This window comes from Ruminococcus sp. HUN007, from assembly GCF_000712055.1.
In the GTDB taxonomy this organism is placed as follows: Bacteria; Bacillota; Clostridia; order Oscillospirales; family Ruminococcaceae; genus HUN007.
The window spans coordinates 2,973,932-2,999,492 of sequence record NZ_JOOA01000002.1 but is presented as its reverse complement, the minus strand read 5'-3'; the positions used below and the strand labels follow the sequence as shown (position 1 = coordinate 2,999,492).

Sequence of the window (25,561 nt, the reverse complement as noted above, 5' to 3'; positions counted from 1 at the left end):
TAAATTTAAAATGCTGTATCAGTAAAGCTTCGCACCTGCAGGAATGTGTCTGTCAACCATGAGGAGATGAAGCTTTTCCTCACCCTCTTCAGTATGAACTGCACTGAGAAGCATACCGTTCGACTCAATGCCCATCATTGCACGCGGAGGAAGGTTTGTTATAGCGATAAGAGTTCTTCCGATAAGCTCTTCAGGTTCATAGTAGGCGTGGATACCGCTGAGGATAGTTCTTTCCTCACCTGTACCGTCATCAAGAGTGAACTTTAAAAGCTTCTTTGACTTCGGAACTGCTTCACATGCAAGAACCTTAACTGCACGGAAGTCGCTCTTTGAGAAAGTTTCAAAGTCAACAAATTCCTTGAACAGAGGTTCGATCTCTACCTTTGAGAAGTCGATAACTTCATCCCTGGCAGGAGCTTCTAGTTCAGCGTCCTGTTCTGCTTCCTTCTGTCTGTTGTCAGTTCCGAGAGGCTTCATTGTAGGGAAGAGAAGTACGTCTCTGATAGAAGCGCTGTCTGTGAGGAGCATTACAAGACGGTCAAGGCCGAATCCGAGACCGCCCGTAGGAGGCATACCGTATTCAAGAGCTGTTACGAAGTCTTCATCAACTTCAGCGTTTGCGCCCTGTGCTCTCTTTGCTTCAACCTGCTTTACGAAACGTTCTCTCTGATCGATAGGATCGTTGAGTTCTGAGAATGCGTTACCCATTTCTCTTGCATAGATGAAGTATTCAAATCTTTCTGTGAATGCAGGATCTGAAGGCTTTCTCTTGGCAAGCGGTGAGTTTTCAACCGGATAATCGTAGATGATAGTAGGCTGGATGAGCTTGTCTTCAACGAATTCTTCAAAGAATGCGATAAGAACGTGTCCCTTTGTAGCTGCTTCGCCTTCCTCAACATTTACGTTCTTCGCCTTTGCGCAGGCTCTTGCTTCTTCGTCAGTCTTCCATTCGTTGTAGTCAACGCCGGCATATTTCTTAACTGCTTCGATCATTGTGAGTCTCTCCCATGGAGCACCCATGTTGATCTCAACGCCCTGATATGTGATAACGTCCTTGCCGCAGATCTTTCTTGTAAGTGTTACATAAAGGTCTTCGATAAGATCCATCATGCCCTTGTAGTCAGTGAATGCCTGATACATTTCAATGGATGTGAACTCAGGGTTGTGTGAAGTATCCATACCTTCGTTTCTGAAAATACGTCCTACTTCGTATACTTTATTGAATCCGCCTACGATAAGTCTCTTGAGATAGAGCTCTGTTTCGATACGGAGATACATATCCATGCCGAGTGCATTGTGGTGTGTAACGAATGGTCTTGCAGCTGCACCGATCTCGAGTGTGTGGAGAACCGGTGTATCAACTTCAAGGTAGCCAAGATTGTCGAGGTACTGTCTGATCTCGCGGAGGATCATGCTTCTCTTTACAAAAGTATCCTTTACTTCAGGGTTGCATATGAGGTCAACGTAACGCTGACGGTATCTCATATCCTGATCCTTGAGTCCGTGCCATTTTTCCGGAAGCGGAAGGAGTGACTTTGAAAGGAGTGTGATCTTCTGTGCGTGGACTGAGATCTCGCCCTTCTTTGTACGGAAAACGAAACCTTCAACACCGATGATGTCGCCGATATCCCACTTCTTGAATTCAGCAAAAACATCTTCGCCGATGTCATTCATACGGATGTAAACCTGCATTCTGTCTGTATCGTCACGAACATCGATAAAGTTAGCCTTACCCATGTCACGCCAGCTCATGATACGGCCTGCGATAACAACAGTCTGGTTTTCCATTTCCTCGAATTTTTCTCTGATCACTGCGTTCTTTGCTGTTACATCGAACTTTGTGATCTCGTAAGGGTTCTTGTTGTTCTTCTTTAATTCCTCGAACTTTTCGATCCTTACCTTCTTTAATATGTTAATGTCCTGAACTTCTTCCTGAAGCTGACCGTTTGTCTGGTTTTCGCTCATTAAACAAACCTTGCCTTTCTTACTTTGAAATAGAGATGATCTCGAACTTAAGTTCGCCTACAGGTGCATCAACTGTAAATATATCTCCTGCTTTCTTTTTGAGAGCAGCCTTGCCTATAGGTGAATCATCTGAGATCTTGCCTTCTGCAGGATCTGCTTCTGATGAACCTACGATCTTGAATTTTTCTATTTTATCGCTGCCTTCACGCTTGATCTCGATTGTTGAACCAACGCCTACCTGATCTGTTGAAATACTGTCATCTTCAACGATCTCAGCATTAGCAATGATGCTTTCCATTTCGGCAATTGTAGCTTCGAGAATACCCTGTTCGTTCTTAGCTTCATCGTATTCAGCGTTTTCTGACAAGTCACCGAATGATCTTGCTTCCTTGAGCTTCTGAGCAACTTCAGCTCTTCTGACTGTTATAAGATAGTTTAATTCCTGTTCAAGTTTTTCGTAACCTTCACGGGACATCTGCTTTTTTTCTGCCATAACGCACTCTCCTCAACATCAAAATTTATATGCTATTATATTTTACTACAATAAGTGAATATTGTCAATAGACTGCATACTCTGTCCGTTCTGCATGTCAGCGTGGCCGTTCAGGCCTCACGGATGACCTTGCTTAACTTTCCAGTCAGGGACCGGATCAGCTGATTTTAGCTTTTATGACCTCCATTGCCTTTTCAAGCTGAACGTCCTTATCACCCTCAGCCGGTAAGACCTCGTAATCAGGTTTGAGTCCGATACCGTGATAGCAGTCTGACTTTGTTGTTTTGTATTCTGCTACTGTCAGAACAACTGTACTGCCGTTACTCAGTGAGAAAGTATCCTGCATTATTCCCTTTCCGTACGAAGTCTCGCCGACAAGCTCAGCGCCTTTGAAATCATGGAGCGAAGCTGCAAACAGTTCTGCGCCGCTTGCTGAGTTTCCGTTCATGATCACAGTCATCGGTATATCTGTTTCCTCCGCATCGGAAGAGACTATTGTTTCTTCCTTTCCGTCCTTATAGATGGCAACTGCTATCTTGCCTTCCGGAAGCAGCGGATCGAGACATTCTTCAACTGCAGTCACAAGTCCTCCGCCGTTATTTCTCACGTCAAAAATGATTCCCTTTGCACCCTTTGAAATACATTCATCAAAACAGTTCTTTACCTGTTCCGGCGTCTTGTCATTAAACTGGGTTATTCTGATAAGGCCTGTATCATCACTCACCATTTCGGACGATGCCGTTATAATATCGATCTTTTCACGTTTAACATCGAAGTCTATGGCATTTCCTTCACGTTCGGCAGTGATCCTGATCACAGAATCGACCTCTCCGTTTTTTATTGCTGAAACAGCATCGTCAAACCCCATTTCCGCCACGTCGCTTCCGTCAAGTTTTTTAATGATATCTCCTGCCTGCAGTCCCGCTTTTTCAGCAGGGCTCTTAGGATTGACTTCCACGATCTCCATATATCCGTCTTCACGTCCTGAAACAGTTATACCTATACCTGTTTTGAGACCGGCATGACTGTCCTTGCGTTCTTCAGTCTGTTTTATACTCTGATACCTTGAGTACGGATCTTCCAGAGCTGAAATGTATCCGCTGACCGCTGAATCCACCAGTTTTTCACTGTCAGATGCATCATAGTAAAAATGTTTCGCCACAAGATGCTCCGCTTCTGCAAGAAGCTGAAATTCCTTCAGTTTTTTCAGATCACTGTATTTCATTACTGAATATGTTGCTGAAAAAGTAAGCATTGCCGTACAGGCCACAGCGATTACAATGCTTTTATTTGGTTTAAATCCCTTCATGATTCTTTCTCCTGAAAAAATCATGCCAGCAGAAAGCTGCTGGCATGATTACAAATTCTTCACGAAAACACTGACTGCTGATCAGCGTGTCGTTATTATACCTGAAGATGTTTTGTAGTGCTTATCACACTTCCGAGAGCACCGATAACAGCACCTATACAAAGGTAGATCGCAAGCATAGTGTACTTTATCTGGCTGAAAGGAAGAGGTTCCGAAACTCCGATAGTTTCCCAGAACGCAATATTGTTTGTGATTATATCCATTAATGTTGTATATCCGTAATACGTAACTGCATAGGCACCGACACCTGAAACAAATCCGGTGAACAGCCCTTCAAAGAAGAATGGCATACGTATGAATGAATTGGTAGCACCAACATATTTCATAATGTTTATTTCTCTTCGTCTTGCATAAACACTGGCTCTCGTTGAATTTGAGATCATTATCAGAGAAACAATGATAAGTGCTGTAAGAAGAGCTATCGATGTAATAAACACTACTTTTCTTAATCGGGTAAGGATCTGTGCAAATTCTGTAGGCGCCTTTACTTTTTCAGTAAAATCAAATGCGTTAAGCGCCTTTACAGTATCAGTCATTTTTGAAGTATCTGCAATGCTGATATTGAATGCATTAGGCAGAGGATTGTCTTCTCTTATTGAGTCAAAAACCTCTTCGTATTCTTTCATCTGTGCGATATAGTTTTCAAGTGCTTCTTCCTTCGGATAGTACTTTACATGTGCGATATTAGGAAGTGCACTTATCTGTTTCTGTGCATCAGGCAGCATTTCTTCAGTAACGCTGTCCTTAAGGAAAAGGACAAGTTCATTCTTGTTTTCAATGGAGCCTAACAGTATCTCGATGTTCATTACGAAAAGTGAGGACACACCAACCAGAAGCAGAGATACCATAAGAACACAGAAAGTCGCAATCCCCATTACTCTGTTATGCCAGATATTTTTAAATCCCTGTCCGATAAGGTAAAATAAACTGCCTATGAAAAATCACTCCTTAAATTGTTTCGTCAGTTACTTCTGTTTCAGCGTCGCCGTCAATAACATCATCATAGATTACTGTACCCTGATTGATGTTGATAAGACGACCTCCGAAATGTTTGACGAGCTCATGTTCGTGAGTAACCATTACGACAGTTGTGCCGCACTGATTTATAGCCTTGAGAAGGCCTACAATTTCCTGAGAAAGCTCAGGATCGACGTTTCCCGTAGGTTCGTCTGCTATCAGAAGTTTAGGGTCATTTACAAGTGCTCTTGCAAGAGCAACACGCTGCTGCTCACCGCCTGAAAGCTCGTTCGGATAAGACTTCATTTTATCCTGAAGCCCCACCAGTCCTATAACATAGGAAACTCGCTTCTTGATATATGATCTTGGTGCATTAATAACACGAAGAACGAACGCAATGTTCTCATATACTGTCATCGAAGGAATCAGTCTGAAATCCTGAAATACAACGCCTATTGTTCTTCTGAACTTAGGCACTCTGCTTTTCTTGAGAGTTCTTAAGTTGAAGCCGTTAACCATGACCGTTCCGTCACAGGCATCAACTTCCTTCAGAAGGAGTTTGATAAGCGTACTTTTTCCTGCACCTGACGCACCAACAATAAATGTGAAGTCACCGTCATCAATGTGTATGTCTATTCCGTTGATAACATTGTGTCCCTTGTTGTATGCGACACATACATTTTTAAGATCTACCAAATGATACACCGCCTCTGTTCACTGTGATTATTTTCATCAGAACTTCACTGGGTTTGCTGATAAATACTTCTTTACCATAAGAGCAATTTTGAAAATAATAGCGTGGTCGAATTCACGGAGATCAAGACCTGTGAGCTTCTTGATCTTTTCAAGTCTGTACACAAGTGTGTTTCTGTGTACAAAGAGTTTTCTTGATGTTTCTGAAACGTTGAGGTTGTTCTCGAAGAAACGCTGGATAGTAAAGAGTGTTTCGTGGTCGAGTGACTCAATGCTTCCTCTCTTGAATACTTCGTGAAGGAATGTTTCGCAGAGTGTTGTAGGAAGATGGTAAACCAGTCTTGCAATACCGAGGTTGTCGTAGCTTACGATAACCTTGTCCGTGTCAAATACCTTACCTACTTCGAGAGCTGTCTGTGCTTCCTTGAACGAACGTGCAAGTTCCTTAACGCCTACTACCGGATTACCGATACCAACGTTTACTCTTGTATAGAATTCACCGCTGAGAGTATCTGCAATAGAACGTGCAAGCTTTTCAAGATCCTTTGAATCGATAGAGTTCTTGAGTTCCTTTACAAGAACTATATCTGTTTCAGTGATATTGAAAACGAAGTCCTTGCTCTTGTCAGGGAAGAGATTCTGAATAACATCGTAAGCAGAGATATCGTTGGCCGATACGATTCTGATAAGAAGAACAACACGGCTTACTTCAGCATTGAAGTGAAGTTCTCTTGCCTTGATAACGATATCACCAGGAAGAACATTGTCAAGAACTACGTTCTTGATAAAGTTGTTTCTGTCATATTTTTCATCATAATACTGCTTGATATTTGTAAGTGTGATCGCAAGAATGCTTGCGTACTTGGCTGCTGTATCATCTGTTCCTTCAACGAATACAGCATAGTCAGGCTTGATATTTGATCCGAACGGCTTGTATGTGTAACCGTCACGGATAAAGATATCAGAAGAATCGTTAAGATCAAGTGAAACGAATTCATTTGTTGTACCGATCTTGGTAAAGTCACTGCATGCGATGATAGAAGCTGTTTCGTCAACAACACCTATGGTCGCTCCTACAGTTTCATTCATCTGATGAATTAAACCCTGAAATAATCTGTTAGCCATAACATTATTCCTTTCTGATTTTATTGTATTGATTATGATCTTATTTTCAAAATTACAATTTTCGGTTTTTATTCAAACCGCTTATTCCGATTGTACCACATTTTTGGATTGCAAATGTGAACAAACTATTAACAATTCTGCGGTTTTTCTTGTTTTTTGTGTATTTTTCACAAGCGTTACACGTTTTCAGGTTCAACTGAAAGGTTTATCCAGTTTTCTGAAACAAATGCACCGTTAGAATCGATAACATAACGCAGTTCAAGTTTTCCGCCTTTGTCACCGAGCCTGTTGTCGATCAGTTTGGTGTAGACACCGAGCATAAGATTTCCGTAAGGAGTGCCGTAATGGCAGTGGTGCTTTTTTTCGGTTTCAAGTATAAGTTCGGACGGAGTCTCACCTTCACGTCTTACTGATGCGTTTACCGCTCCTTCAACCTCTATTATCGTAGTTGAATTTTCAAACCCTGTAGCTTCCGAATCCTCATAGCTGATGCTGAATCTGTCACCGTCGCGTGAAAAAACACCCTTGGTCGTAAGTTCAAAATCTGCTGAATCGTTCATTATCTCGTCGTCATGAACGCACACCATTGTGATGATTGCAGGAACAGCGAATTTCTTTTTGCTTTTCTTTTCTGCCATCAGCACACCGACTTTCCGTCATAATCATCGATTGCCTGGATAAGAAGCAGACTGATAAGCTCGGTAAAAGTATATCCTTCAGCTTCCATCAGTTTTACAAACATACTGTCCGGTGAGATCTCCGGTACAGGATTGATCTGACTTATGATTATCTCGCCTTCGTAATTACGGTAGAAATCGATTCGTGCCATGCCTGAACAGCCCATGAGCCTGTAAACATCAGCTGCTGTTTCGCTTATCTGTGCTGCAGTATAATCCGGAAGATCAGCCGGAACTATATATTCAGCTTTTTCACTGTCTGAATTGAAGTCTGTTCCCTCACGTTCGATCCTTACTTCGCCCGGTGCTGAAACGTTGATATTGTCATATCCGATGACAGCTACCTGAAGTTCCTCGCCTTCAACGAATTCTTCCACAACTACCTTTTCGTCCTGGGTAAGTGCCATCTTGACTGCGTATTTCAGCGATTCAAAATCATGCGCCATGCTTATTCCGGCTGAAGAGCCGAAGTTTGCCGGCTTTACAATTATCGGGAATTCAAGTTCATCGCAGTATTCGTTGCATTTCTCGTCAAGATCCGGAAGATCGTTTCGGGACATCATTCTCCAGTTTGAAGTTTTGAATCCGTTATAGCCGAGAACCATTCTCGTGTAAGTCTTATCCATGCAGGCTGCAGATGCCATAAGGTCGCTTCCCACATACGGTATTCCGGTAGTTCTTAAAAATCCTGCTATTGTACCGTCCTCGCCGTTCTTGCCGTAAAGTACCGGAAAAATAACGTCAACACGGTGAACAGACACTTCACCGTCCTCGATTTTTATGATTCCCTTTCTGTTTGGATCAGGTGAGATAACTACTGACGTACAGTCCGGATTTTCATACCAGGTATCATTTCGTATATCCTCGCTGGTTCCCGGATAGTAGAGCCATCTTCCTTTTTTTGTAATGCCTATGCAAATCGTCTCGTATTCTTCTGTATCGATATTATCTATAATAGATGCTGCTGCCAGAAGAGAGGTTTCATATTCATTGGAAACACCGCCAAATATTAAGGCCATTCTTAATTTTGACACATGCATCCCCCCTTGTTTCTTGTAAATTTCCTGCATTAGACGTTTTTATTATTTTATTGTACCATATTTTTGTGAAAACTGCAAGTGTTTTTCACTAAATTTTCGTTTAAATTGATACACAGCCAAAATTCAATATCAAAATGCAGAAAAAAGCTGTCGTTTTTAATGCACGACAGCTTTTTATGTTACTATAATTAGTGCCGAAGGCACCACCAATTTCGGGTGATGCCTCCGGATCTCAGAAATTAATCAGATTCGATTATTTAAACTTCTTTACAGCTTCCTTTGTCTTTGCAACGATGTTTTCCTTGCAGAGGCCGAATTCCCTGAGGAGGTCTGCTGCAGGGCCGCTGTGGCCGAATTCGTCGTTTACGCCGATTCTTACAACAGGTACAGGGCACTCTTCAGCTACTGTTTCTGCAACTGCTGAGCCGAGGCCGCCGATTATGCTGTGTTCTTCAGCTGTGATGATGAGGCCTGTTTCCTTAGCAGCCTTGAGGATAATGTCCTTGTCGATAGGCTTGATCGTGTGGATGTTGATAACTCTTGCGCTGATGCCGTCAGCTTCGAGGAGCTTGGCAGCTTCAACTGCTTCATTTACCATGAGACCTGTAGCAACGATAGTAACGTCCTTGCCGTCCTTAAGTTCGATACCCTTGCCGATCTCGAACTTGTATGTAGCTTCGTCATTGAAGATCGGTGTAGCAAGTCTTCCGAAACGGAGGTAAACAGGACCAACGTATTCAACAGCAGCCTTAACAGCAGCCTTTGCTTCAACACCGTCTGCAGGGTTGATGATAACCATGCCCGGAATTGTTCTCATGAGTGCGATGTCTTCGTTGCACTGGTGAGTAGCGCCGTCTTCACCTACTGAAATACCGGCATGTGTAGCACCGATCTTTACGTTGAGGTGAGGATAGCCGATAGAGTTTCTTACAATTTCAAAAGCACGTCCTGCTGCAAACATTGCAAAGCTGCTTGCAAACGGGATCTTGCCTGATGCTGCAAGACCTGCTGCAACACCCATCATATCTGCTTCTGCGATACCGCAGTCAAAAAATCTTTCAGGATATTCCTTCTTGAACTTTACTGTTTTTGTAGCTTCAGCAAGGTCAGCGTCTAAAACTACGAGTTTGTCGCATTCTGCTGCAATTTCCTTAAGTGCTTCGCCGTAGCTTTCACGTGTAGCGATCTTTATTACATCTGCCATAATAAAACTCTCCTGTCCTTATTTCTTAAGTTCTTCGAGGCGTGCAGTAAGTTCTGCCATTGCCTGATCGTACTGTTCCTTGTTAGGTGCTGTACCGTGCCATGAAACCTTGTCTTCCATGAATGAAACGCCCTTGCCCTTAACGCTCTTCTGAATGATAGCTACAGGCTTGCCTGAGATCTTTTCAGCTTCGTCAAAAGCCTTTTCGATAGAATCAAAATCGTGGGCATCCATTGTTATTACGTGCCAGCCGAAAGCTGCGAATTTATCTGTGATCGGTTCAGGAGAACATACTTCTGTAATTTTGCCGTCGATCTGGAGACCGTTGTTGTCAACTATTGCTACAAGATTGTCGAGCTTATAGTGTGCAGCGAACATAGCTGCTTCCCACACCTGACCTTCTTCGCATTCGCCGTCTCCGAGGATAGTGTATACCTTGTAGTCAGCATTGTCGATCTTGCCTGCAAGAGCCATACCGCATGCAACTGAGATGCCCTGTCCGAGTGAGCCGCTGCTCATGTCAACGCCAGGAATGTGGATACACGGATGGCCCTGAAGAAGTGCTCCGATGTGTCTTAAAGACTTGAGTTCCTCCTTAGGGAAGAAGCCTTTTTCAGCAAGAACTGAATAAAGTGCCGGTGCTGTGTGTCCCTTTGAAAGCACGAGTCTGTCTCTTTCCTTCATGTCAGGATCTGCTGGATTCACATTCATCTTTACGCTGTAAAGATAAGTAAGAAGATCAGCTATCGAAAGTGATCCGCCCGGATGACCGGACTTTGCATTGAATGTACCTTCGATAATGCCCATTCTTACGTTTACGGCTGTCATCTCAAGCTGCTTTTTGATTGTAGAGTCCATAAAAGTATCTCCTCCGTAGATTTAAATATTTTTTATCTTGTCAAGTACCTCGGTAAAGTATTCCGGAAGCGGGCTTTCAAATTCCATGTACTCGCCGGTGCACGGGTGAACAAACCCGATCTTTCTGGCGTGAAGACACTGGCCTTCGATTCCCTTCTGTGGTGTTCCGTATACATCATCACCGAATACCGGATGACCTATGTATTTCATGTGAACTCGTATCTGGTGAGTTCTGCCCGTTTCAAGTCTTAACTTTACATAAGCATACCTGTTATACTGTTCCAGAACAGTATAGTGCGTGACTGCATGCTTTGATCCTGTCTGTGTTACGCACATTTTCTTTCTGTCAGTGCTGTGTCTGCCTATAGGTGCGTTTATCGTACCTTCGGTTTCCTTAAGTCTGCCGCAGACAACAGCTTCATACTCCCTTGTAAAGGAGTGTTCCTTTATCTGTTCGGCCAGACCCTGATGTGCCCTGTCAGTCTTGGCGACTATCAGAAGGCCGCTGGTATTCTTGTCAATCCGATGAACTATTCCAGGACGGACAACTCCGTTTATCGAAGAAAGTCTGCCGCGGCAGTGATACATAAGAGCATTGACAAGCGTTCCGCTGCAGTGCCCTGCCGCCGGATGGACAACCATTCCTTTCGGTTTGTTTACAACAAGAAGGTCGTCATCCTCGTAGACAATGTCCACAGGAATATTTTCCGGTTCTACAGAAAGCTCCTGCGGTTCCGGCATATCGACCGAGATCTCGTCACCCGCAGCTGTCCTGTAGTTTTTTGATACTGTCCTGCCGTTTACGGTGACGCATCCGTCAGCGATAAGCTTCTGTGCCGCACTTCTTGTAACATCCGGAAAATTTTCTGAAATGTATTTGTCTATCCTCGATGAAGCATCAGAATCCGGCACAACACTGGTCAGTGTTTCCGCACTCATTTAATGTGCACCTCCGCCGGAACAGACGGTTCTTTACCTGCCGGCCTGTAAAAGAAAAGAATATACAGAGCAAGAAGAAATATGCCGACTGTTACACATATGTCCGCGAAATTGAAAATAGCAAATCTGAACAGTCTTACCTCGATGTAGTCGACTACATATCCGATACGTATTCTGTCAATAAGATTTCCTATGCCTCCGCTAATGACAACTGCAGACAGTATCATAGCCGGACGGGAATTCTTATAGTTCTTTATCACATACACCGCAAACAGTATAAGCGCAAGTGCTGCGAATCCGATCGTGAACCACTGTTTGCCGCTCATAATGCTGAAAGCGGCTCCGGTATTTTCCGTATAAGTGAGATTGACTATCTCGCTGTCGCCGAATTTTATGAACTGTTTCGAAATGCCTCCCGAAAGTTCATTTACAGCCCACACCTTAATCAGCTGATCTGATGCCACAAGCACGGCTGCAATAACGATCATGATAATTATCATCATTTATTCCCCGTTACAAAAACGAGCCTGCCGCTCCAATTGTTCATTAAAACGACAAGCTTCGTCTGATTTATTTATTTTACAACTGATGCACAGCGTGCACAGAGTGTAGGATGTGCTGAATCCTTTCCGACTGTTTCAGAGTATGTCCAGCATCGTTCACACTTGTCACCCGATGCCTTGCTTACTGTTACAGTAATTTCAGCTGCGCTGCCTGCTGCCCCGAGAGCTTCGGCATCAAATTCGCCCTTACCTTCTGCAAATGCCTTAACGCCTGAAACAATAAATATTTCAGCGAGTTCACCAGCAATCTGACTTACCTTGTCATATGACTTGCCGCAGTAAAGATCTATTTCAGCTTCAAGTGACTTGCCGATGATCTTGTCATTACGCTTTATTTCAAGAGCCTTGTTTACTGACTGGCGGAGATCATAGATGAGCGCCCACTTTTCCTCGAAAGCTGCATCAACGGAGATGCTGCTCTTTTCAGGCATCTGGTTAAGGAAAACGCTTTCCCTGTCGTCTGATGAAGTGTGCGGCATGTAAGTCCAGATCTCTTCAGCAGTGAATGAGATGATAGGAGCTGCAAGTCTTGCAACTGCACTGAGAATACGGTACATTGCAGTCTGTGCAGCACGTCTCTTAACAGAGTCTTCCTTTTCACAGTAGAGTCTGTCCTTGATGATGTCAAGGTAGAAGTTTGACATGTCTGTTACGCAGAAGTTGTGGATAGCGTGGAACGCAATGTGGAAATCATATGCGTTGTATCCTTCGTTTACCTTGTCGATGAGTGCATCGAGACGAACGAGTGCCCACTTGTCGAGTTCTGTGAGCTGATCGTCAGATACGCAGTCCTTTTCAGGATCGAAGCCTGCGCCGTTGCCAAGGTTACCGAGTATAAATCTTGCAGTGTTTCTGATCTTCTTGTAAGCTTCAGAAAGCTGCTTGATGATGTTCTGTGAAATTCTGATATCACTGTGGTAGTCTGAAGAAGCAGCCCAGATTCTGAGGATATCAGCACCGTACTGGTCTGTGATCTCGCTTGGATCGATACCGTTGCCGAGAGACTTGTGCATTGCCTTGCCTTCGCCGTCAACTACCCAGCCGTGTGTGCAGACAGCCTTGTATGGTGAAGCGCCCTTGTATACAACAGATGTAAGGAGTGATGACTGGAACCAGCCTCTGTACTGGTCAGCACCTTCAAGATAGAGGTCAGCCGGCCATGAAAGGCTTGGGAAATCGCTGCCTTCCATTACAGAAGTATGTGAAACACCACTGTCGAACCATACGTCCATGATGTCATATTCCTTAGTGAATTCGCTGCATCCGCATTCACACTTTACACTGGCAGGAATAAATTCTGATGTATCCTTTGTCCACCATGAATCGCTGCCTTCCTTACGGAAAAGATCAGCAATCGCACTTACAGTTTCATCATTGCAAATCGGCTTGCCGCAGTCTTTACAGTAAACAACAGGTATCGGAACGCCCCATGTTCTCTGACGTGAGATACACCAGTCGCTTCTGTCGCGTACCATGCCCTTGATTCTGTCTTCGCCCCATGCAGGGATCCACTTTACGCCTTCGATAGCCTTAACAGCTTCATCCTTGAATCCTTTTACTGAGCAGAACCACTGTTCTGTAGCACGGTAGATGATCGGGCTGTTACATCTCCAGCAGTGAGGATACTGGTGGACGATCTTCTGCATTGCAAGAAGAGCACCGTTTTCTTCAAGTTTCTTTGCGATAGCCTTGTTTGCTTCATCTGTATCGAGGCCTTCAAATTCGCCGGCTTCAGCAGTCTGTTTACCGTTTGCGTCAACGCATACGAGTATGCCGATGTCATCGTACTTCTTGCATACTTCAAAGTCCTCAACGCCGTAGCCAGGAGCTGTATGAACGCATCCTGTACCGCTTTCGAGAGTTACGTGGTCGCCTACGATAACAGGTGAAAGTCTGTCATAGAGAGGGTGCTTTGTCTTGATGTGTTCAAGTTCAGAACCTCTGAAGAGACCCTTGGTCTCATATTCAGTAATGCCTGCAGCTTCCATTGTTACATTAACAAGTTCTTCAGCCATTACGTAGTATTCGTCACCAACGTGAACGAGAGTATAGTTGTAGTCAGGTCCGAGGCAGACAGCGAGGTTGCCCGGAATTGTCCATGTTGTTGTTGTCCAGATAACGAAAAACACCTTTGAAAGATCGAGACCCATTGCAGTGAAAAGTCCCTTGTCATCTGTAACATTGAATTTTACGTAGATAGAATGGCACGGATCGTTTGAATATTCGATCTCTGCTTCAGCAAGAGCTGTTTTACAGTCAGGGCACCAGTAAACCGGCTTCAGGCCCTTGTACATATAGCCCTTCTTTACCATCGAGCCGAATACTTCGACCTGCTTTGCCTCATACTCAGGACGGAGTGTAAGATACGGATAATCATAGTCGCCGAGTGAGCCGAGTCTCTTGAAGCCCTTCATCTGGTTAGCGACCTGTGTCATAGCATATTCACGGCAGTGCTTTCTCAGTTCTGTCGGCGGAACAGCGCCGTCCTTTACACCGATAGTCTTCATTGCCTTAAGTTCAATAGGAAGTCCGTGAGTATCCCAGCCAGGTACATACGGTGCACAGAATCCGCTCATATTCTTGTACTTGACAATGAAATCCTTGAGAGACTTATTGAGTGCATGACCGAGATGGATCTCACCGTTTGCATACGGAGGGCCATCGTGAAGAATAAAGGAAGGCTTGCCCTTGTTCTTTTCGATCATCTTGTAGTAAAGTCTTTCTGATTCCCACTTCTTCAGTGTTTCAGGTTCCTTTGTCGGCAGGTTTCCTCTCATAGGGAAGTCTGTCTTTGGTAAGTTCAGAGTATTGTTATAATCCTGAGCCATTATTATCTATCTTCCTTTGCATTATTTACTTATTGTTGTTCTGCTGACCGAACTGAAGCTCGGAGTACTTGCTTTCCCCGATTATCGGGATAGACTGTGTCCTGAACGGATCAGGCTTTTCGCCGTCTTCATGCTTTTCAGCATTTGCTGAAGTCTGTACAGGGATTGATCCGGTATGTACAGGGATCGATCCTGTGTTAGAAACAGCTGAACCGGTATGAGCCGGAATGTGGCCTGTCTGTTCCTTTGCAGCTGCTTCCATAACTGCAGCTGTTTCAGTAAGGATATCACGGGCTGTTTCCATGATAGTTGTCTTTGGTTCATCTGCTGTGTATGAATCATCATCATCCTCATCCTCGTCATCTGACTGCGGAAGTGATGAGATCATTTCAAGATGGGACTTGTATACATCAAAAAGATTTTTCTTGAATGCAGATACCTGCTTCTGAAGATAAGCAAGATTCTTCTGCTCTCTCTTGAGTTCGTCCTTTACTTCTTCAATAGCTTTCTTTGTATCGGATGTAGCTTCGTTTACCATTCTGTCGCTTTCAAGCTTGGCGTTTCTGAGAAGTTCATCAGCTCTTTCCTGAGCTTCACTTACAACGCGGTGGCCTTCCTTCTGAGCTATAAGAAGTGCATCCTTTACTGCTTCCTCGTCCTTTCTGTATTCCCTTACCTTATCAGCAAGAACCTGAAGCTTTGCATTTATATCTTCATTGTCTCTCATGAGCTGTGCATAGTCAGCTGCTATTTCAGAGAGAAATGTATCAACGTCCTCCTGCTTGTAGCCGAAGGCTGCTTTTTCAAATCTCTGACTGTTAATGTCTTTGGCTTTAATCACGTTAATTCACCTCTTGATAAAAATATCACGGATATACCGATCAGATCATACCTGTATTTTCCAGTTCGCCTACGAGTTCCTCGCCCTGGAATCCCACATTGTAAGGAGTGATTATATAAGTAAGATTTGCTACAGGTTTAAGGCTTCCGCCGTTAGCATAAGCAACACCTACAAGAAAATCTATGATTCTTCTCTTGTTTTCAGCAGAAGCAGTTTCAAGGTTAAGAACAACTGTCTTCTTGGCGATAAGATGGTCAGCAATAGCCTTTGCATCTGTAAACACTTCCGGCTTTACGAGCACTACCTGAAGCTGTGCTGTTGCCTGGATGTTTACTACCTTGTTTCTCTTCTCGTCCGGAGTTTCGATGCTGTCAGGTACCGGCGGCTGATATGTCGGTGCCTCAGGCTTTGCCTGTTCCGGCTGATAAACCTCTTCATCGCCTTCGGGCGGTAAAAAATAATTTTTGAGAGTCTCAATAAAGTTCATTTTTTATATCCTTTCCTCGCACCTCAATAGTTAAGAATTAAGTGCCTTCTCTATCACCGCGTGCGAAAAATGATAAAGAGCAGTCTATATAAATATAATGCTATCTGTAAATTCTTGCGCCGAAGAGAGCAGTTCCTATCCTGAGGATATTTGAACCGTATTTTACAGCCAGTTCGTAGTCACCGGACATGCCCATCGACAAAAAACTCATATTAATATTATCTATTCTTTTCTCTGAAATGTCAATATATAATTCCTGCATTCTTCCCAGAAATTTTTTCCGGATCCTGCGGAGGCGGTATGGTCATAAGACCTTTTACCTTTATATTCGGCAGTTCTGCCATGCTTTTCAGAAGATCAGGAAGTTCCTCAGGACTTACTCCGCCCTTTGAAAGTTCACCGCCGATATTTACTTCGGCAAGAACGTCCATTACTCTTCCTACCCTTCCGGCGTGCCTGTCTATTTCGGCTGCCAGCTTAAGGCTGTCCACTGACTGGATCATGTCGACGGAATCAATGATATACTTGACCTTGTTGGTCTGAAGTCCGCCGATGAAATGCACTGAAGCAGGAAGATATTCATCTTTTTTCGAAAGATATTCCTGCACTCTGTTTTCACCCAAAAGCTTTATTCCGCAGGATGACACCGCATGATTTACGATACCGGCATCTACAGTCTTTGTGACTGCCATGATCTGAATATCATCTCCGGAACGCCCGAAACGTTCCTTCGCCTCATTAACATTGTGGATTATACGTCTGTAATTATCATCGACATAGTCAAACTGTGTTTTCATTCAACCATACCTCCTACTGAAAGGCCTGAAACAATAGTATCATCATAAAGCTGAACGTAATTGCTCTCCGGTCTCATTCTTGAAACGATATAGTCTTCATCCTGGAAGATCTCGTCCACCCATTTGAAAATAACATTTTCGCCCTGCTTTATGTAAACGCCGCGGACACCTGTTTCGACAGTTTCCGTTGTCTGGGTTTCCGAATTGAATTTTTCAATTTCCATTTCCTTTACAAAGATAGCTTCACGCGGGATACGTATTCCCTTATATTCCTCATCCTGTATCTCAATGGTCTCGACGCGGTGCTGAACAAAATCATATGACATGTCTGTACAGTCGATCAGCACTATTTTTTCGTTCGCATTGTCAGTTTCTGCCGGACGGATCTTTTCGATAACTGCATCAATGGTATTTCCGCTTGAAGGAAAATACAGCTTTATGTTTTTCCCTTCCCTGAAATAGTCGCGGGGATCTTCAATTATACCGGCTATTTTCCATGTATAGCCGTTGATGATCTTTCCTATACTGTCAGGTTTTATTTTTTCAGTATTAAGGTCTGTGACACTTTTTATCTCAGCTGCAGTAAGTGTATCTGCTTTGTTAAAATTGAGTATTTCTTCATATCCGTCAGTGTAGCTGACAAAATACGAAGAATTCGGAACAGGAATAGTGTCGATCGGATCTACCTGCTGACTTTCAAGATTATGTCTTTCCGTATTCAGACTTGCGATCTTGTCGGAAAAATTCATTACCTCCTGTGTAACGTACTGCATCGTACTGAGGTATATAACGAGTTCTTCCTTCTCACTCCTGAGTTTTTCAAGATCTCCTGCTTCCTTGTATGAGATTATGTTCTTGTACGCATTTTCAATAAGACCCGCAAGATACGCCGGCTGGTCAACTTCCTGTGTACCAGGGTTCTGTATCTTGTTGAGAACAGCTATCTCAGCGTCGATCGCCGCTATTCTTTCATTTATGCGGATCTGTTTTTCATCATTGTAAACATATGCAGCAATCTCACCTGCACTCAGGCGTCCGCCGTCATCTACCGCATAGCTGATAACACCGTTTCTGTCGTACCGTATCGTCTGTTCATCACGGATGTAGACTCCCTTGAATGAAACTGCGTTCGACGCCGATACAGCTACTGCCGTTTCAGTAACATAATCATTTTTAAAAATATGAACCACAACGTTTATGACAGTAAGCATCAGGAACAGTATAAGGATAGCAAGCAGAAGCTTAGCTGTACGTGTATTCATTATTCAGCCTTTTCAGCAGATGAATTGTCAAGAATTGAAATATGTCTTGAAGGGATTATTGTGGAAATTGCATGCTTGTAAACCATGCTCTGCTTTCCTTCCTGATCAAGAATAACAATGTAGCTGTCAAAGCCCTTTACCATACCCTTGAACTGGAAACCGTTTGTAAGGTAGATGGTAATTGAGATTTTTTCTTTTCTTGCCTGATTAAGAAATACATCCTGCAAATTCAACTGTTTGTTCATATTAAACTCCTTTTCTGCAGATCAAATAAATTAAAACAAATAAACATGCGCCGCAGACTCTGCACTAAATGCGGCTTAAAAATAGGTTTTTGTATTCTTTCTGTTTTTTGTTTTTGCCTACATAGTTCTTATTATATCACAAAAAATACTTCTTGGCTATAATATTCTCACATTTTTTTATAAAAAAATTTATGTCAGAGTCTTTATCGCCTTCCATCCAGTTTATATACGGCTCTTTTTTAAACCAGGTAAGCTGTTTTTTGGCGTATCTTCTGGTTTCCTGCTTCACCTTTTCAAGACATTCCTCAAGCGTGGCTCTGTTTTCAAAATAAGGTGCAAGTTCCTTGCATCCGATGGCCTGATGAGCAGTGCGTCCCGTTCCGGCTTCCTTAAATATTTCGTAAGCCTCATCCACAAGGCCGTTTTCCTTCATTACATCGACCCGTCGGTTGATGCGGTCGTAAAGTACCTGTCTGTCATCATATGTGATCGCCGCGGCAAGAAATTCAAACGGTGATTCCACAAGGGTGCTCTCACGTTTTATATCGCTCATCTTCCGGCCTGTGGCTTCGAAAACTTCAAGAGCTCTTCTTACTCTGCCAAGATCATTTTCATGAAGTTCGGCTGCAGTCTCCGGATCACATGCTCTGAGTTTTTCAAGCAGATAAGCGTTTCCGTATTGCTCAGCTTCTTCCGTAAGACGTTTTCTCACTTCGTCATCGCCCTTTATTTCAGGAAACTGAATGTTGTTCACAAAGGAAGAAATATAAAGTCCCGTCCCTCCGACTACTATCGGCAGCTTTCCTCTTGAAATAATATCCTCCGCTTTTTCCGTGGCAAGAAGAACATAGTCTGCAACAGAAAAATTTTCAGTCCTGTCGAGAAATCCGATAAGATGATGAGGCACTCCCTTCATTTCCTCCGCGGTCGGCTTGGCAGTAGCAACATCCATGCCCCTGTAGATCTGCATGGAATCCGCCGAGATGACCTCACCGTTCAGTCTCAGTGCCATTTCCACACCGAGTGCCGTCTTTCCGGATGCGGTAGGACCGGCGATAACAAGTATTCGTGGTTTCAATTATCTTCCTCCGTTATCGTGATTTCACGGGTTTCATACTATTCTGCGGAACTGCTTTTCAAAATCATATTTTGAAATTATGAACATTACAGGTCTTCCGTGAGGGCAGTGACGTATTCTTTCATCAAAATAAACGTCCTCCACCAGTTTCTTAAGTTCCATATCGCTGTTTTTGTCGTTCATCTTTATAGCAGCCTTGCATGCCATTGTATGGTAGATGTCATCTATAGCTTCAGGGCGCGGATCGCGTCTGTTGTTTCTGAAGTTTTCAGCAAGTTCCGGTATGACTTCATCCATGTTCAGCTCAGCAAGGATCACCGGCATCGCCTTTACTGAAACATACGGGCTGTTTGAATAATCGAGGCTGAATCCCATGTTTTCTATGATCCCGTTGTTTTCCTTAAGGGCTTCAACTTCATCAAGAGAAAGAAGAAGTCCGGTCGGGCAGAGTACAAGCTGGCTTGGATTCACCTTGTTTTCAGCTTTCAGCTTTTCATAGAGTATACGTTCGTGGGCCGCATGCTTGTCGATGACTACCATTTTGTCTTCTATTTCCGAGATAACAAATCCGCCGAAAACTTCACCTACAAGACGTACCGCCGGCCTTTCAGGTTCTTTAATTTCCGGTTCGGTATTTTCTTTCTTTTTAAGGGCGTTACCTGTAATAAACTGATATTTATCAGAAAGAGCATCATCCTCAGATGTATCCGGTTCCGGCACAGCAGATTTGCATGTTTCTGCAGCCGGTTCCTGCACAGGATCTGTGTATGATCCTGCATCCGGGGCAGCATCTTCCGGTGCCGGTACGTTCTCTGCTCCGGTAAATTCCGGCTCTGCAGCATTTGCTTCACAGCCGGAACTCTGTGAATGCTGTCCGTTTTCCGTATCGTCCGGCCTTTCTTCAGACTGATCTGAATTCACATTCTCATAAACTTCCGACGGAGAAGGTTCAACATAGGTAAATGACGGAGCCGCAGAAGAAGAATTAAGTGCAACACTTCTGCCGGTATGATTTCCGGGACCTGCAGTACCGCCATTCTGTGCAGCTGCCATTCCGGAAGCTTCTGCGTTCTCCGAAGCAGGGAACGGATCATTTAAAGATACCGGTCTGACTGCAGAAACTGATTTTACAGCTGAAGCGGAAATTCCTTCTGCAGAAGGTAATTCCGGTGCCGGCTTTTCAGGTGCCGGAATTTCAGGAAGTTTCTGCTGTACATATTCTTCGGAACTGCCGGATGGCTTTGACGGAGCTTTAAGCTGGAAGTCATAGACAAGGCCGGCTTTCATAAGGGCTGATTTTATCGCGAAGAAGAGACAGTCGTATACCGGCCGCTCATCGGAAAAACGTATTTCAAGTTTTGCCGGATGAACGTTTACGTCGATAGTATCCGGAGCGATTTCCATTTTAAGAACGCAGGCAGGAAATTTTCCTGTCATTATAGTTCCCTTGTACGCCTCCTCCACCGCCGAGGCACAAACAGATGATTTAACGTAACGGTCATTAACAAAGAAATTCTGAAAGCTTCTGTTTGCCTTTGAATAAAGCGGCTTTACTGTAAATCCGGTTACGTGAATACCGTCCTGTTCGTAGTCAACAGGTATCATGTCTCCGGCAAAAGTCCTGCCGTAAACCGCAAACATAGCCGAATACATTTTTCCGTCACCGGCAGTGCTGAATTCAAGCTTGTTGTCACGGATGAACTTGAAGGCGATCTCCGGATGTGACATTGCTATCTTGTTCACTATTCCGGCTACCATATTGCCTTCGACAGCATCCTTTTTCATAAACTTCTGTCTGGCAGGAACGTTGTAGAAAAGGTCGCGGATTATAATTGTAGTTCCGTCCGGGCAGCCGGTCTGTTCGTAAAGTTTTTCCTCAGAACCCTCAATGGTGTAGTGGGTACCGAGCTCGTCGGCTGCCTGTTTTGTCATGATATCCGTCCTTGAAACGGCACACACGGAAGCAAGTGCCTCACCGCGGAATCCGAGAGTGAGGATTTTGTTAAGATCGTCTGCATCTTTTATCTTGCTGGTAGCGTGTCTTAAAAATGCTTTCGGAACATCCTCGTAAGCTATGCCGCATCCGTCATCGGCTATACGGATAAATGTGGTCCCTCCGTGCTTTATCTCGACGGTAATATGCTTCGAGCCGGCATCTATCGAGTTTTCGATAAGTTCCTTGATAACTGATGACGGTCTTTCGATGACCTCACCTGCTGCTATGAGCTCTGATATCTCACGGCTAAGTACATTTATTGACGGCATGGCTTCCCTCCTGTTACTTTATCATTGCGTACATATCTTCCAGAAGCTCACGGCACTCAGCGTCCGAAAGCTCGGAAATGTTGGTTTTTCTTAATTTGTCCAGAGCGCTTTCGTTTGTCATTGCGGCAAAACTCATCTGCTCATTATTTGCTTCGAAATCCGGTCTTACCTTGTCTGAATTCTGTTCAAGGACTTTAAGAAGTTCTCTTGCACGGGTGATGACCTTCTGCGGAACACCGGCAAGACGTGCTACTTCAATACCGTAGCTGTCGTCAACGCCGCCCGGAACTATTTTACGTAAGAAGCGTATGTTCTCGCCGTGCTTCTTTACAGCAATGCTGTAGTTCTTAACACCCTCGAGTTCATTCTCAAGGCAGATAAGTTCATGATAGTGTGTCGCAAACAGCGTCTTGCATCCGAGACTTCTGCTGTTACAGATATTTTCAGCGACCGCTCTGGCAATACTGATGCCGTCGAAAGTCGAAGTTCCGCGTCCGACTTCATCGAGTATAACGAGACTCTGCTTCGTGGCATGTTTAAGTATGTCGGCAACTTCGCTCATCTCGACCATGAAGGTACTCTGACCGGCAGTAAGATCATCGGAAGCGCCTATTCGCGTGAATATCTTGTCAACTACTGAAATGCGGGCCGACTTAGCCGGAACAAAGGAACCCATCTGAGCCATAAGAGTGATGAGTGCCACCTGACGCATGTATGTGGATTTACCTGACATGTTAGGCCCGGTAATAACGGACATCCTGTTTGCCTTCGTATCGATGAAGGTATCATTAGGAACGAAGACTTCATCGCCGAGCATGAGTTCAACTACAGGATGGCGGCCGTCGGTTATTTCGATAACACCGTCCGCTGCAATGTCCGGCTTGGTGTAACGGTTTGCTATTGCAACCGAGGCAAATGAACACATTACGTCCACCACGGCAAGAGCTGATGCAGTCTTCTGCACCTCTTCAAGCTTCGAAGCAACGTAATCCCTTACTTCATTGAATATGTCATTTTCAAGCGCGAGCACCTTGTCCTTGGCTCCGATAATGGTGTTCTCGGCCTGTTTGAGTTCCTCGGTGATGAAACGCTCGCAGTTTGTAAGTGTCTGCTTTCTTATGTAATCGGCCGGAACAAGGTCGTAGTAGGAACGGGTAACTTCAAGGAAATAACCGAAAACTCTGTTGTATCCGGTCTTGAGGCCCTTAATGCCCGTTCTCTCCCTTTCGCGTTCCACGATCTTGTCGATCATGTCAGTTCCGCCTGAGATTATATTGCGGAGCTCATCGAGTTTTTCGTTGAATCCGTCACGGATAACTCCGCCGTCCTTGACTGTAACAGGCGGTTCGTCAACAATGGCATTTTCAATGAGATTTGCAATTTCGTCGAGGGTGAAAATATCCTTTTCAAGTGCGGAAAGGAGTTTTGAGGATGCAAGTCCCCTGAGCTGTTCCTTGATACCCGGAAGTTCAAGTGATGTCATGGAAAGAGCCTTAAGATCTCGCGGTGTTGCAGTCTTGTACATAACGCGGGTCATAAGACGTTCAATATCGTAAACACGGTCAAGTCTGTCACGAAGTTCAAGAAGTGCCACCGAGTCATTTACCAGTGCATCGACCGCATTGAGCCTGTCAATTATACGTGCAGGACTTAAAAGCGGCTGTTCGATGTATGAACGGAGAAGTCTTTTACCCATCGAAGTTTTGGTATCATCCATTACCCAGAGGAGCGAACCCTTCTTTTCCTTGTTTCTTAAGGTCTCACAGAGTTCGAGGTTTCGTCTTGCGGAAAGATCAAGGCTCATGAAAGCATTGTCATCTGCAAGTTTTATTTCGGTAAAGCGTCCGGTAAGCGAACGCTGTGTTTCGTAGAAATAATCGAAAAGTCCGCAGACTGCACATGTACGGATGTCATCTTCCGGAAGGAAAAGATCAGCGTAGGATGAAACTGAAAACTGCTTTGATACTATCTCCTGCTTTTCCCTTGTATCAAAGCAGATGTCCTCACGTACAGTATATGAGCATTCAAGTCTTGACTTTATAAAATCGCAGACTGTTTCGAGTTTAAGAAATTCACTGTTGAAAATAACTTCAGAAGGACGGTATCTTGACAGATCGTTTATAATGTCGTTTTCGAGTTCCTTTCCGGAAAGAACTGCAGAAACGGATGCGTCACCGGTCGATATATCGGCGCTGCACACTGCACATTCACCGTCTTTGTAATAAGCACAGCAGATGTAATTGTTCGTGGAGTCATCGAGCATACTGCCTTCAATAAGGGTACCCGGTGTGATTATCTTGACAACATCACGGATAACTATACCCTTCGCCTCGTTCGGGTCTTCCATCTGTTCGCAGACTGCGACCTTGTAGCCGAGCTCTATAAGCTTTTTGGTATACACGTCTGAACTGTGAAAAGGAACACCGCACATAGGTGCTCTTTCATCAAGTCCGCAGTCACGGCCTGTAAGTGTAAGTTCAAGCGCGCGTGAAACAGTTATCGCATCGTCAAAAAACATTTCATAAAAATCGCCGAGACGGAAAAACAGTATGTATTCCATGTATTTGTCCTTGATGTCACAGTACTGTTTCATCATCGGAGATATTTTTTCTCTGTCAATGTCCTTATAAAGCATATGGGTTCTCCTTCTTGCTGTACATTATCTTCAGCCGCACAACATTATAATTATAACATCATGGTTTTGATAATGTCAAGGTTGTAAAAAAGCTGCGAAGCGGATTGCTTCACAGCTATGGAACGCCTTCGGCGTGCTATTGAAAAAACAGAACATAAAAAATGCTTTTTTATATTCTGTTTTGCGTTTTTTTCGATTTCTTTCATTTTTATCCTACCATTTTAGCTCCCTTAGCGCCGTCTTTAACATTCCCGGATACAACAATTGAATGGCCGAGAAAAATGTCTCCATCATTATACCACATTTCAAACCTGCCATCTGTATTCATTGTAAGTGCTGAATTTTCAAGTGCTTTGGCGAATGATTCCTCCGTCCATTCCTCGGCATCATCGTCATCTAGCCAATCATTTGCGAGTTCAAGAAGCTGATTCGCAGCAAAAGAGCGTAGCTTTTTATCCCAGGCAGATTTCTTTTTCCAGAACTGTTCAAGAATCGCAAGGCCTGCGGACACATCTTCATTTTCGTCATGAATTTTCAAACTGATATCAATCGGTTTTCTGCGCCAGTCTTTTTTTGTGCAGTACCACATCAATTCTTTATCCAGAACCATATCTCCTAATTCTTCAGAATGTATAGTTACTGGATTGTACCAGATATCGAGCAGATTCTGGAGATATTCATTCTGCTCATCATCTGAAAGAATTTCTGTGACATACATTCCCTGCATATGTGCTTCATTGTTGAAAAAAGGACGATCCGGACAAGAAACAGGCGGATAGGCTTTGATTCGATAGATTTTGTTTTTCTGAAAAAGACATCTATCCTTCTTTGAGTTTTCATAAAGAATCCTCTGTTCTTCCTGCGTTTTATTATTATAATCCGGAAAATCCGTTGTGAATGACATCCAGCCATTGCTTCGGGCTTGTGTACCGGTTGTAAGGTCAATATATCCCACAATATCAAAATGATTGACAACAACCGGAGGCAGCTTATTTCCATTCTGATCTACTTCACGGTTATAAATTGGTCCTCCTGCATCATCACAACGACAACCCACAAGATATTCATGTTCTGTTGTTTCAAAAGTATCTTTAATCACATCCGGCATAGAAATTCCGATTTTACGTGGAAAAATCATTATAATAACTCCTTTACTCAAATCAACGTCAATCTGTGCGCAGCAGACTTTTTATAATTGTGCCGAAGGCACCACCATTGCCTTTTCGGTGATTTTCCAGTC

Annotated in this window: 23 protein-coding genes; all 23 read right to left on the bottom strand. The window is 43.8% G+C overall.

Annotated features, from left to right (window positions below):
* Positions 1-18: 18 nt before the first annotated feature.
* Positions 19-1,965 (bottom strand): lysine--tRNA ligase, encoded by a 1,947-nt coding sequence (gene lysS, locus CC97_RS17090; protein ID WP_044976530.1) that lies wholly within the window; start codon positions 1,963-1,965, stop codon positions 19-21.
* Positions 1,966-1,984: 19 nt separating this feature from the next.
* Positions 1,985-2,458: a transcription elongation factor GreA gene (greA, locus tag CC97_RS17085; protein ID WP_044976528.1), complete on the bottom strand. Its 474-nt coding sequence runs from the start codon at positions 2,456-2,458 to the stop codon at positions 1,985-1,987.
* Between the two features lie 157 nt (positions 2,459-2,615).
* Complete coding sequence (locus tag CC97_RS17080; RefSeq protein ID WP_044976526.1) at positions 2,616-3,767, bottom strand: S41 family peptidase; 1,152 nt, start codon at positions 3,765-3,767, stop codon at positions 2,616-2,618.
* Positions 3,768-3,862: 95 nt separating this feature from the next.
* Positions 3,863-4,762 (bottom strand): permease-like cell division protein FtsX, encoded by a 900-nt coding sequence (gene ftsX / locus CC97_RS17075; protein ID WP_044976524.1) that lies wholly within the window; start codon positions 4,760-4,762, stop codon positions 3,863-3,865.
* A gap of 13 nt (positions 4,763-4,775) precedes the next feature.
* Positions 4,776-5,489 (bottom strand): cell division ATP-binding protein FtsE, encoded by a 714-nt coding sequence (gene ftsE, locus CC97_RS17070; RefSeq protein WP_347493816.1) that lies wholly within the window; start codon positions 5,487-5,489, stop codon positions 4,776-4,778.
* Positions 5,490-5,516: 27 nt separating this feature from the next.
* Positions 5,517-6,602 carry a helix-turn-helix domain-containing protein gene (locus CC97_RS17065; protein WP_044976520.1) on the bottom strand — a complete coding sequence of 362 codons (1,086 nt, stop codon included), beginning with the start codon at positions 6,600-6,602 and terminating at the stop codon, positions 5,517-5,519.
* 176 nt (positions 6,603-6,778) lie between these two features.
* Positions 6,779-7,240 carry a DUF1934 domain-containing protein gene (locus tag CC97_RS17060; RefSeq protein WP_049963003.1) on the bottom strand — a complete coding sequence of 154 codons (462 nt, stop codon included), beginning with the start codon at positions 7,238-7,240 and terminating at the stop codon, positions 6,779-6,781.
* Positions 7,240-8,313 carry a D-alanine--D-alanine ligase gene (locus CC97_RS17055; protein WP_044976518.1) on the bottom strand — a complete coding sequence of 358 codons (1,074 nt, stop codon included), beginning with the start codon at positions 8,311-8,313 and terminating at the stop codon, positions 7,240-7,242. Before CC97_RS17055 ends, CC97_RS17060 begins: the two co-directional genes overlap by 1 nt.
* 259 nt (positions 8,314-8,572) lie before the next feature.
* The gene (locus tag CC97_RS17050; RefSeq protein WP_044976516.1) at positions 8,573-9,523 is read right to left on the bottom strand and encodes a transketolase family protein; all 951 of its coding nucleotides are present in this window, start codon (positions 9,521-9,523) and stop codon (positions 8,573-8,575) included.
* Positions 9,524-9,541: 18 nt separating this feature from the next.
* Positions 9,542-10,381 (bottom strand): transketolase, encoded by an 840-nt coding sequence (locus tag CC97_RS17045; RefSeq protein ID WP_044976514.1) that lies wholly within the window; start codon positions 10,379-10,381, stop codon positions 9,542-9,544.
* Between the two features lie 21 nt (positions 10,382-10,402).
* Complete coding sequence (locus CC97_RS17040; protein ID WP_044976512.1) at positions 10,403-11,320, bottom strand: RluA family pseudouridine synthase; 918 nt, start codon at positions 11,318-11,320, stop codon at positions 10,403-10,405.
* Positions 11,317-11,823 (bottom strand): signal peptidase II, encoded by a 507-nt coding sequence (gene lspA, locus CC97_RS17035; RefSeq protein ID WP_081850178.1) that lies wholly within the window; start codon positions 11,821-11,823, stop codon positions 11,317-11,319. The genes CC97_RS17040 and lspA overlap by 4 nt, the downstream gene beginning before the upstream one ends.
* Positions 11,824-11,894: 71 nt before the next feature.
* Entirely contained in the window at positions 11,895-14,711 is a 2,817-nt protein-coding gene (gene ileS, locus CC97_RS17030; protein WP_044976508.1) for an isoleucine--tRNA ligase, read from the bottom strand.
* A 25-nt stretch (positions 14,712-14,736) separates the two neighbouring features.
* Positions 14,737-15,552 carry a DivIVA domain-containing protein gene (locus CC97_RS19205; protein WP_049963001.1) on the bottom strand — a complete coding sequence of 272 codons (816 nt, stop codon included), beginning with the start codon at positions 15,550-15,552 and terminating at the stop codon, positions 14,737-14,739.
* Between the two features lie 40 nt (positions 15,553-15,592).
* A complete protein-coding gene (gene sepF, locus CC97_RS17020) occupies positions 15,593-16,039 on the bottom strand; it encodes a cell division protein SepF (RefSeq protein ID WP_044976506.1) in 447 nt (148 codons plus the stop codon).
* Between the two features lie 100 nt (positions 16,040-16,139).
* Positions 16,140-16,301 carry a hypothetical protein gene (locus tag CC97_RS21615; protein ID WP_347493812.1) on the bottom strand — a complete coding sequence of 54 codons (162 nt, stop codon included), beginning with the start codon at positions 16,299-16,301 and terminating at the stop codon, positions 16,140-16,142.
* Positions 16,282-16,836 carry a YggS family pyridoxal phosphate enzyme gene (locus tag CC97_RS17015; RefSeq protein ID WP_347493810.1) on the bottom strand — a complete coding sequence of 185 codons (555 nt, stop codon included), beginning with the start codon at positions 16,834-16,836 and terminating at the stop codon, positions 16,282-16,284. Before CC97_RS17015 ends, CC97_RS21615 begins: the two co-directional genes overlap by 20 nt.
* The gene (locus tag CC97_RS17010; protein WP_044976503.1) at positions 16,833-18,098 is read right to left on the bottom strand and encodes an HlyD family efflux transporter periplasmic adaptor subunit; all 1,266 of its coding nucleotides are present in this window, start codon (positions 18,096-18,098) and stop codon (positions 16,833-16,835) included. Before CC97_RS17010 ends, CC97_RS17015 begins: the two co-directional genes overlap by 4 nt.
* Positions 18,098-18,343, bottom strand: coding sequence for an RNA chaperone Hfq (gene hfq / locus CC97_RS17005; protein ID WP_044976501.1), 246 nt, complete (start codon positions 18,341-18,343; stop codon positions 18,098-18,100). The genes CC97_RS17010 and hfq overlap by 1 nt, the downstream gene beginning before the upstream one ends.
* 136 nt (positions 18,344-18,479) lie before the next feature.
* Positions 18,480-19,421, bottom strand: a complete 942-nt coding sequence (gene miaA / locus CC97_RS17000; RefSeq protein ID WP_044976499.1) for a tRNA (adenosine(37)-N6)-dimethylallyltransferase MiaA — start codon at positions 19,419-19,421, stop codon at positions 18,480-18,482.
* A 33-nt stretch (positions 19,422-19,454) separates the two neighbouring features.
* The gene (gene mutL, locus CC97_RS20660; protein WP_044976497.1) at positions 19,455-21,686 is read right to left on the bottom strand and encodes a DNA mismatch repair endonuclease MutL; all 2,232 of its coding nucleotides are present in this window, start codon (positions 21,684-21,686) and stop codon (positions 19,455-19,457) included.
* A 13-nt stretch (positions 21,687-21,699) separates the two neighbouring features.
* Positions 21,700-24,321, bottom strand: coding sequence for a DNA mismatch repair protein MutS (gene mutS / locus CC97_RS16990; protein ID WP_044976494.1), 2,622 nt, complete (start codon positions 24,319-24,321; stop codon positions 21,700-21,702).
* A gap of 208 nt (positions 24,322-24,529) precedes the next feature.
* Positions 24,530-25,459 (bottom strand): DUF2262 domain-containing protein, encoded by a 930-nt coding sequence (locus tag CC97_RS16985; protein WP_044976493.1) that lies wholly within the window; start codon positions 25,457-25,459, stop codon positions 24,530-24,532.
* Positions 25,460-25,561 lie beyond the last annotated feature (102 nt).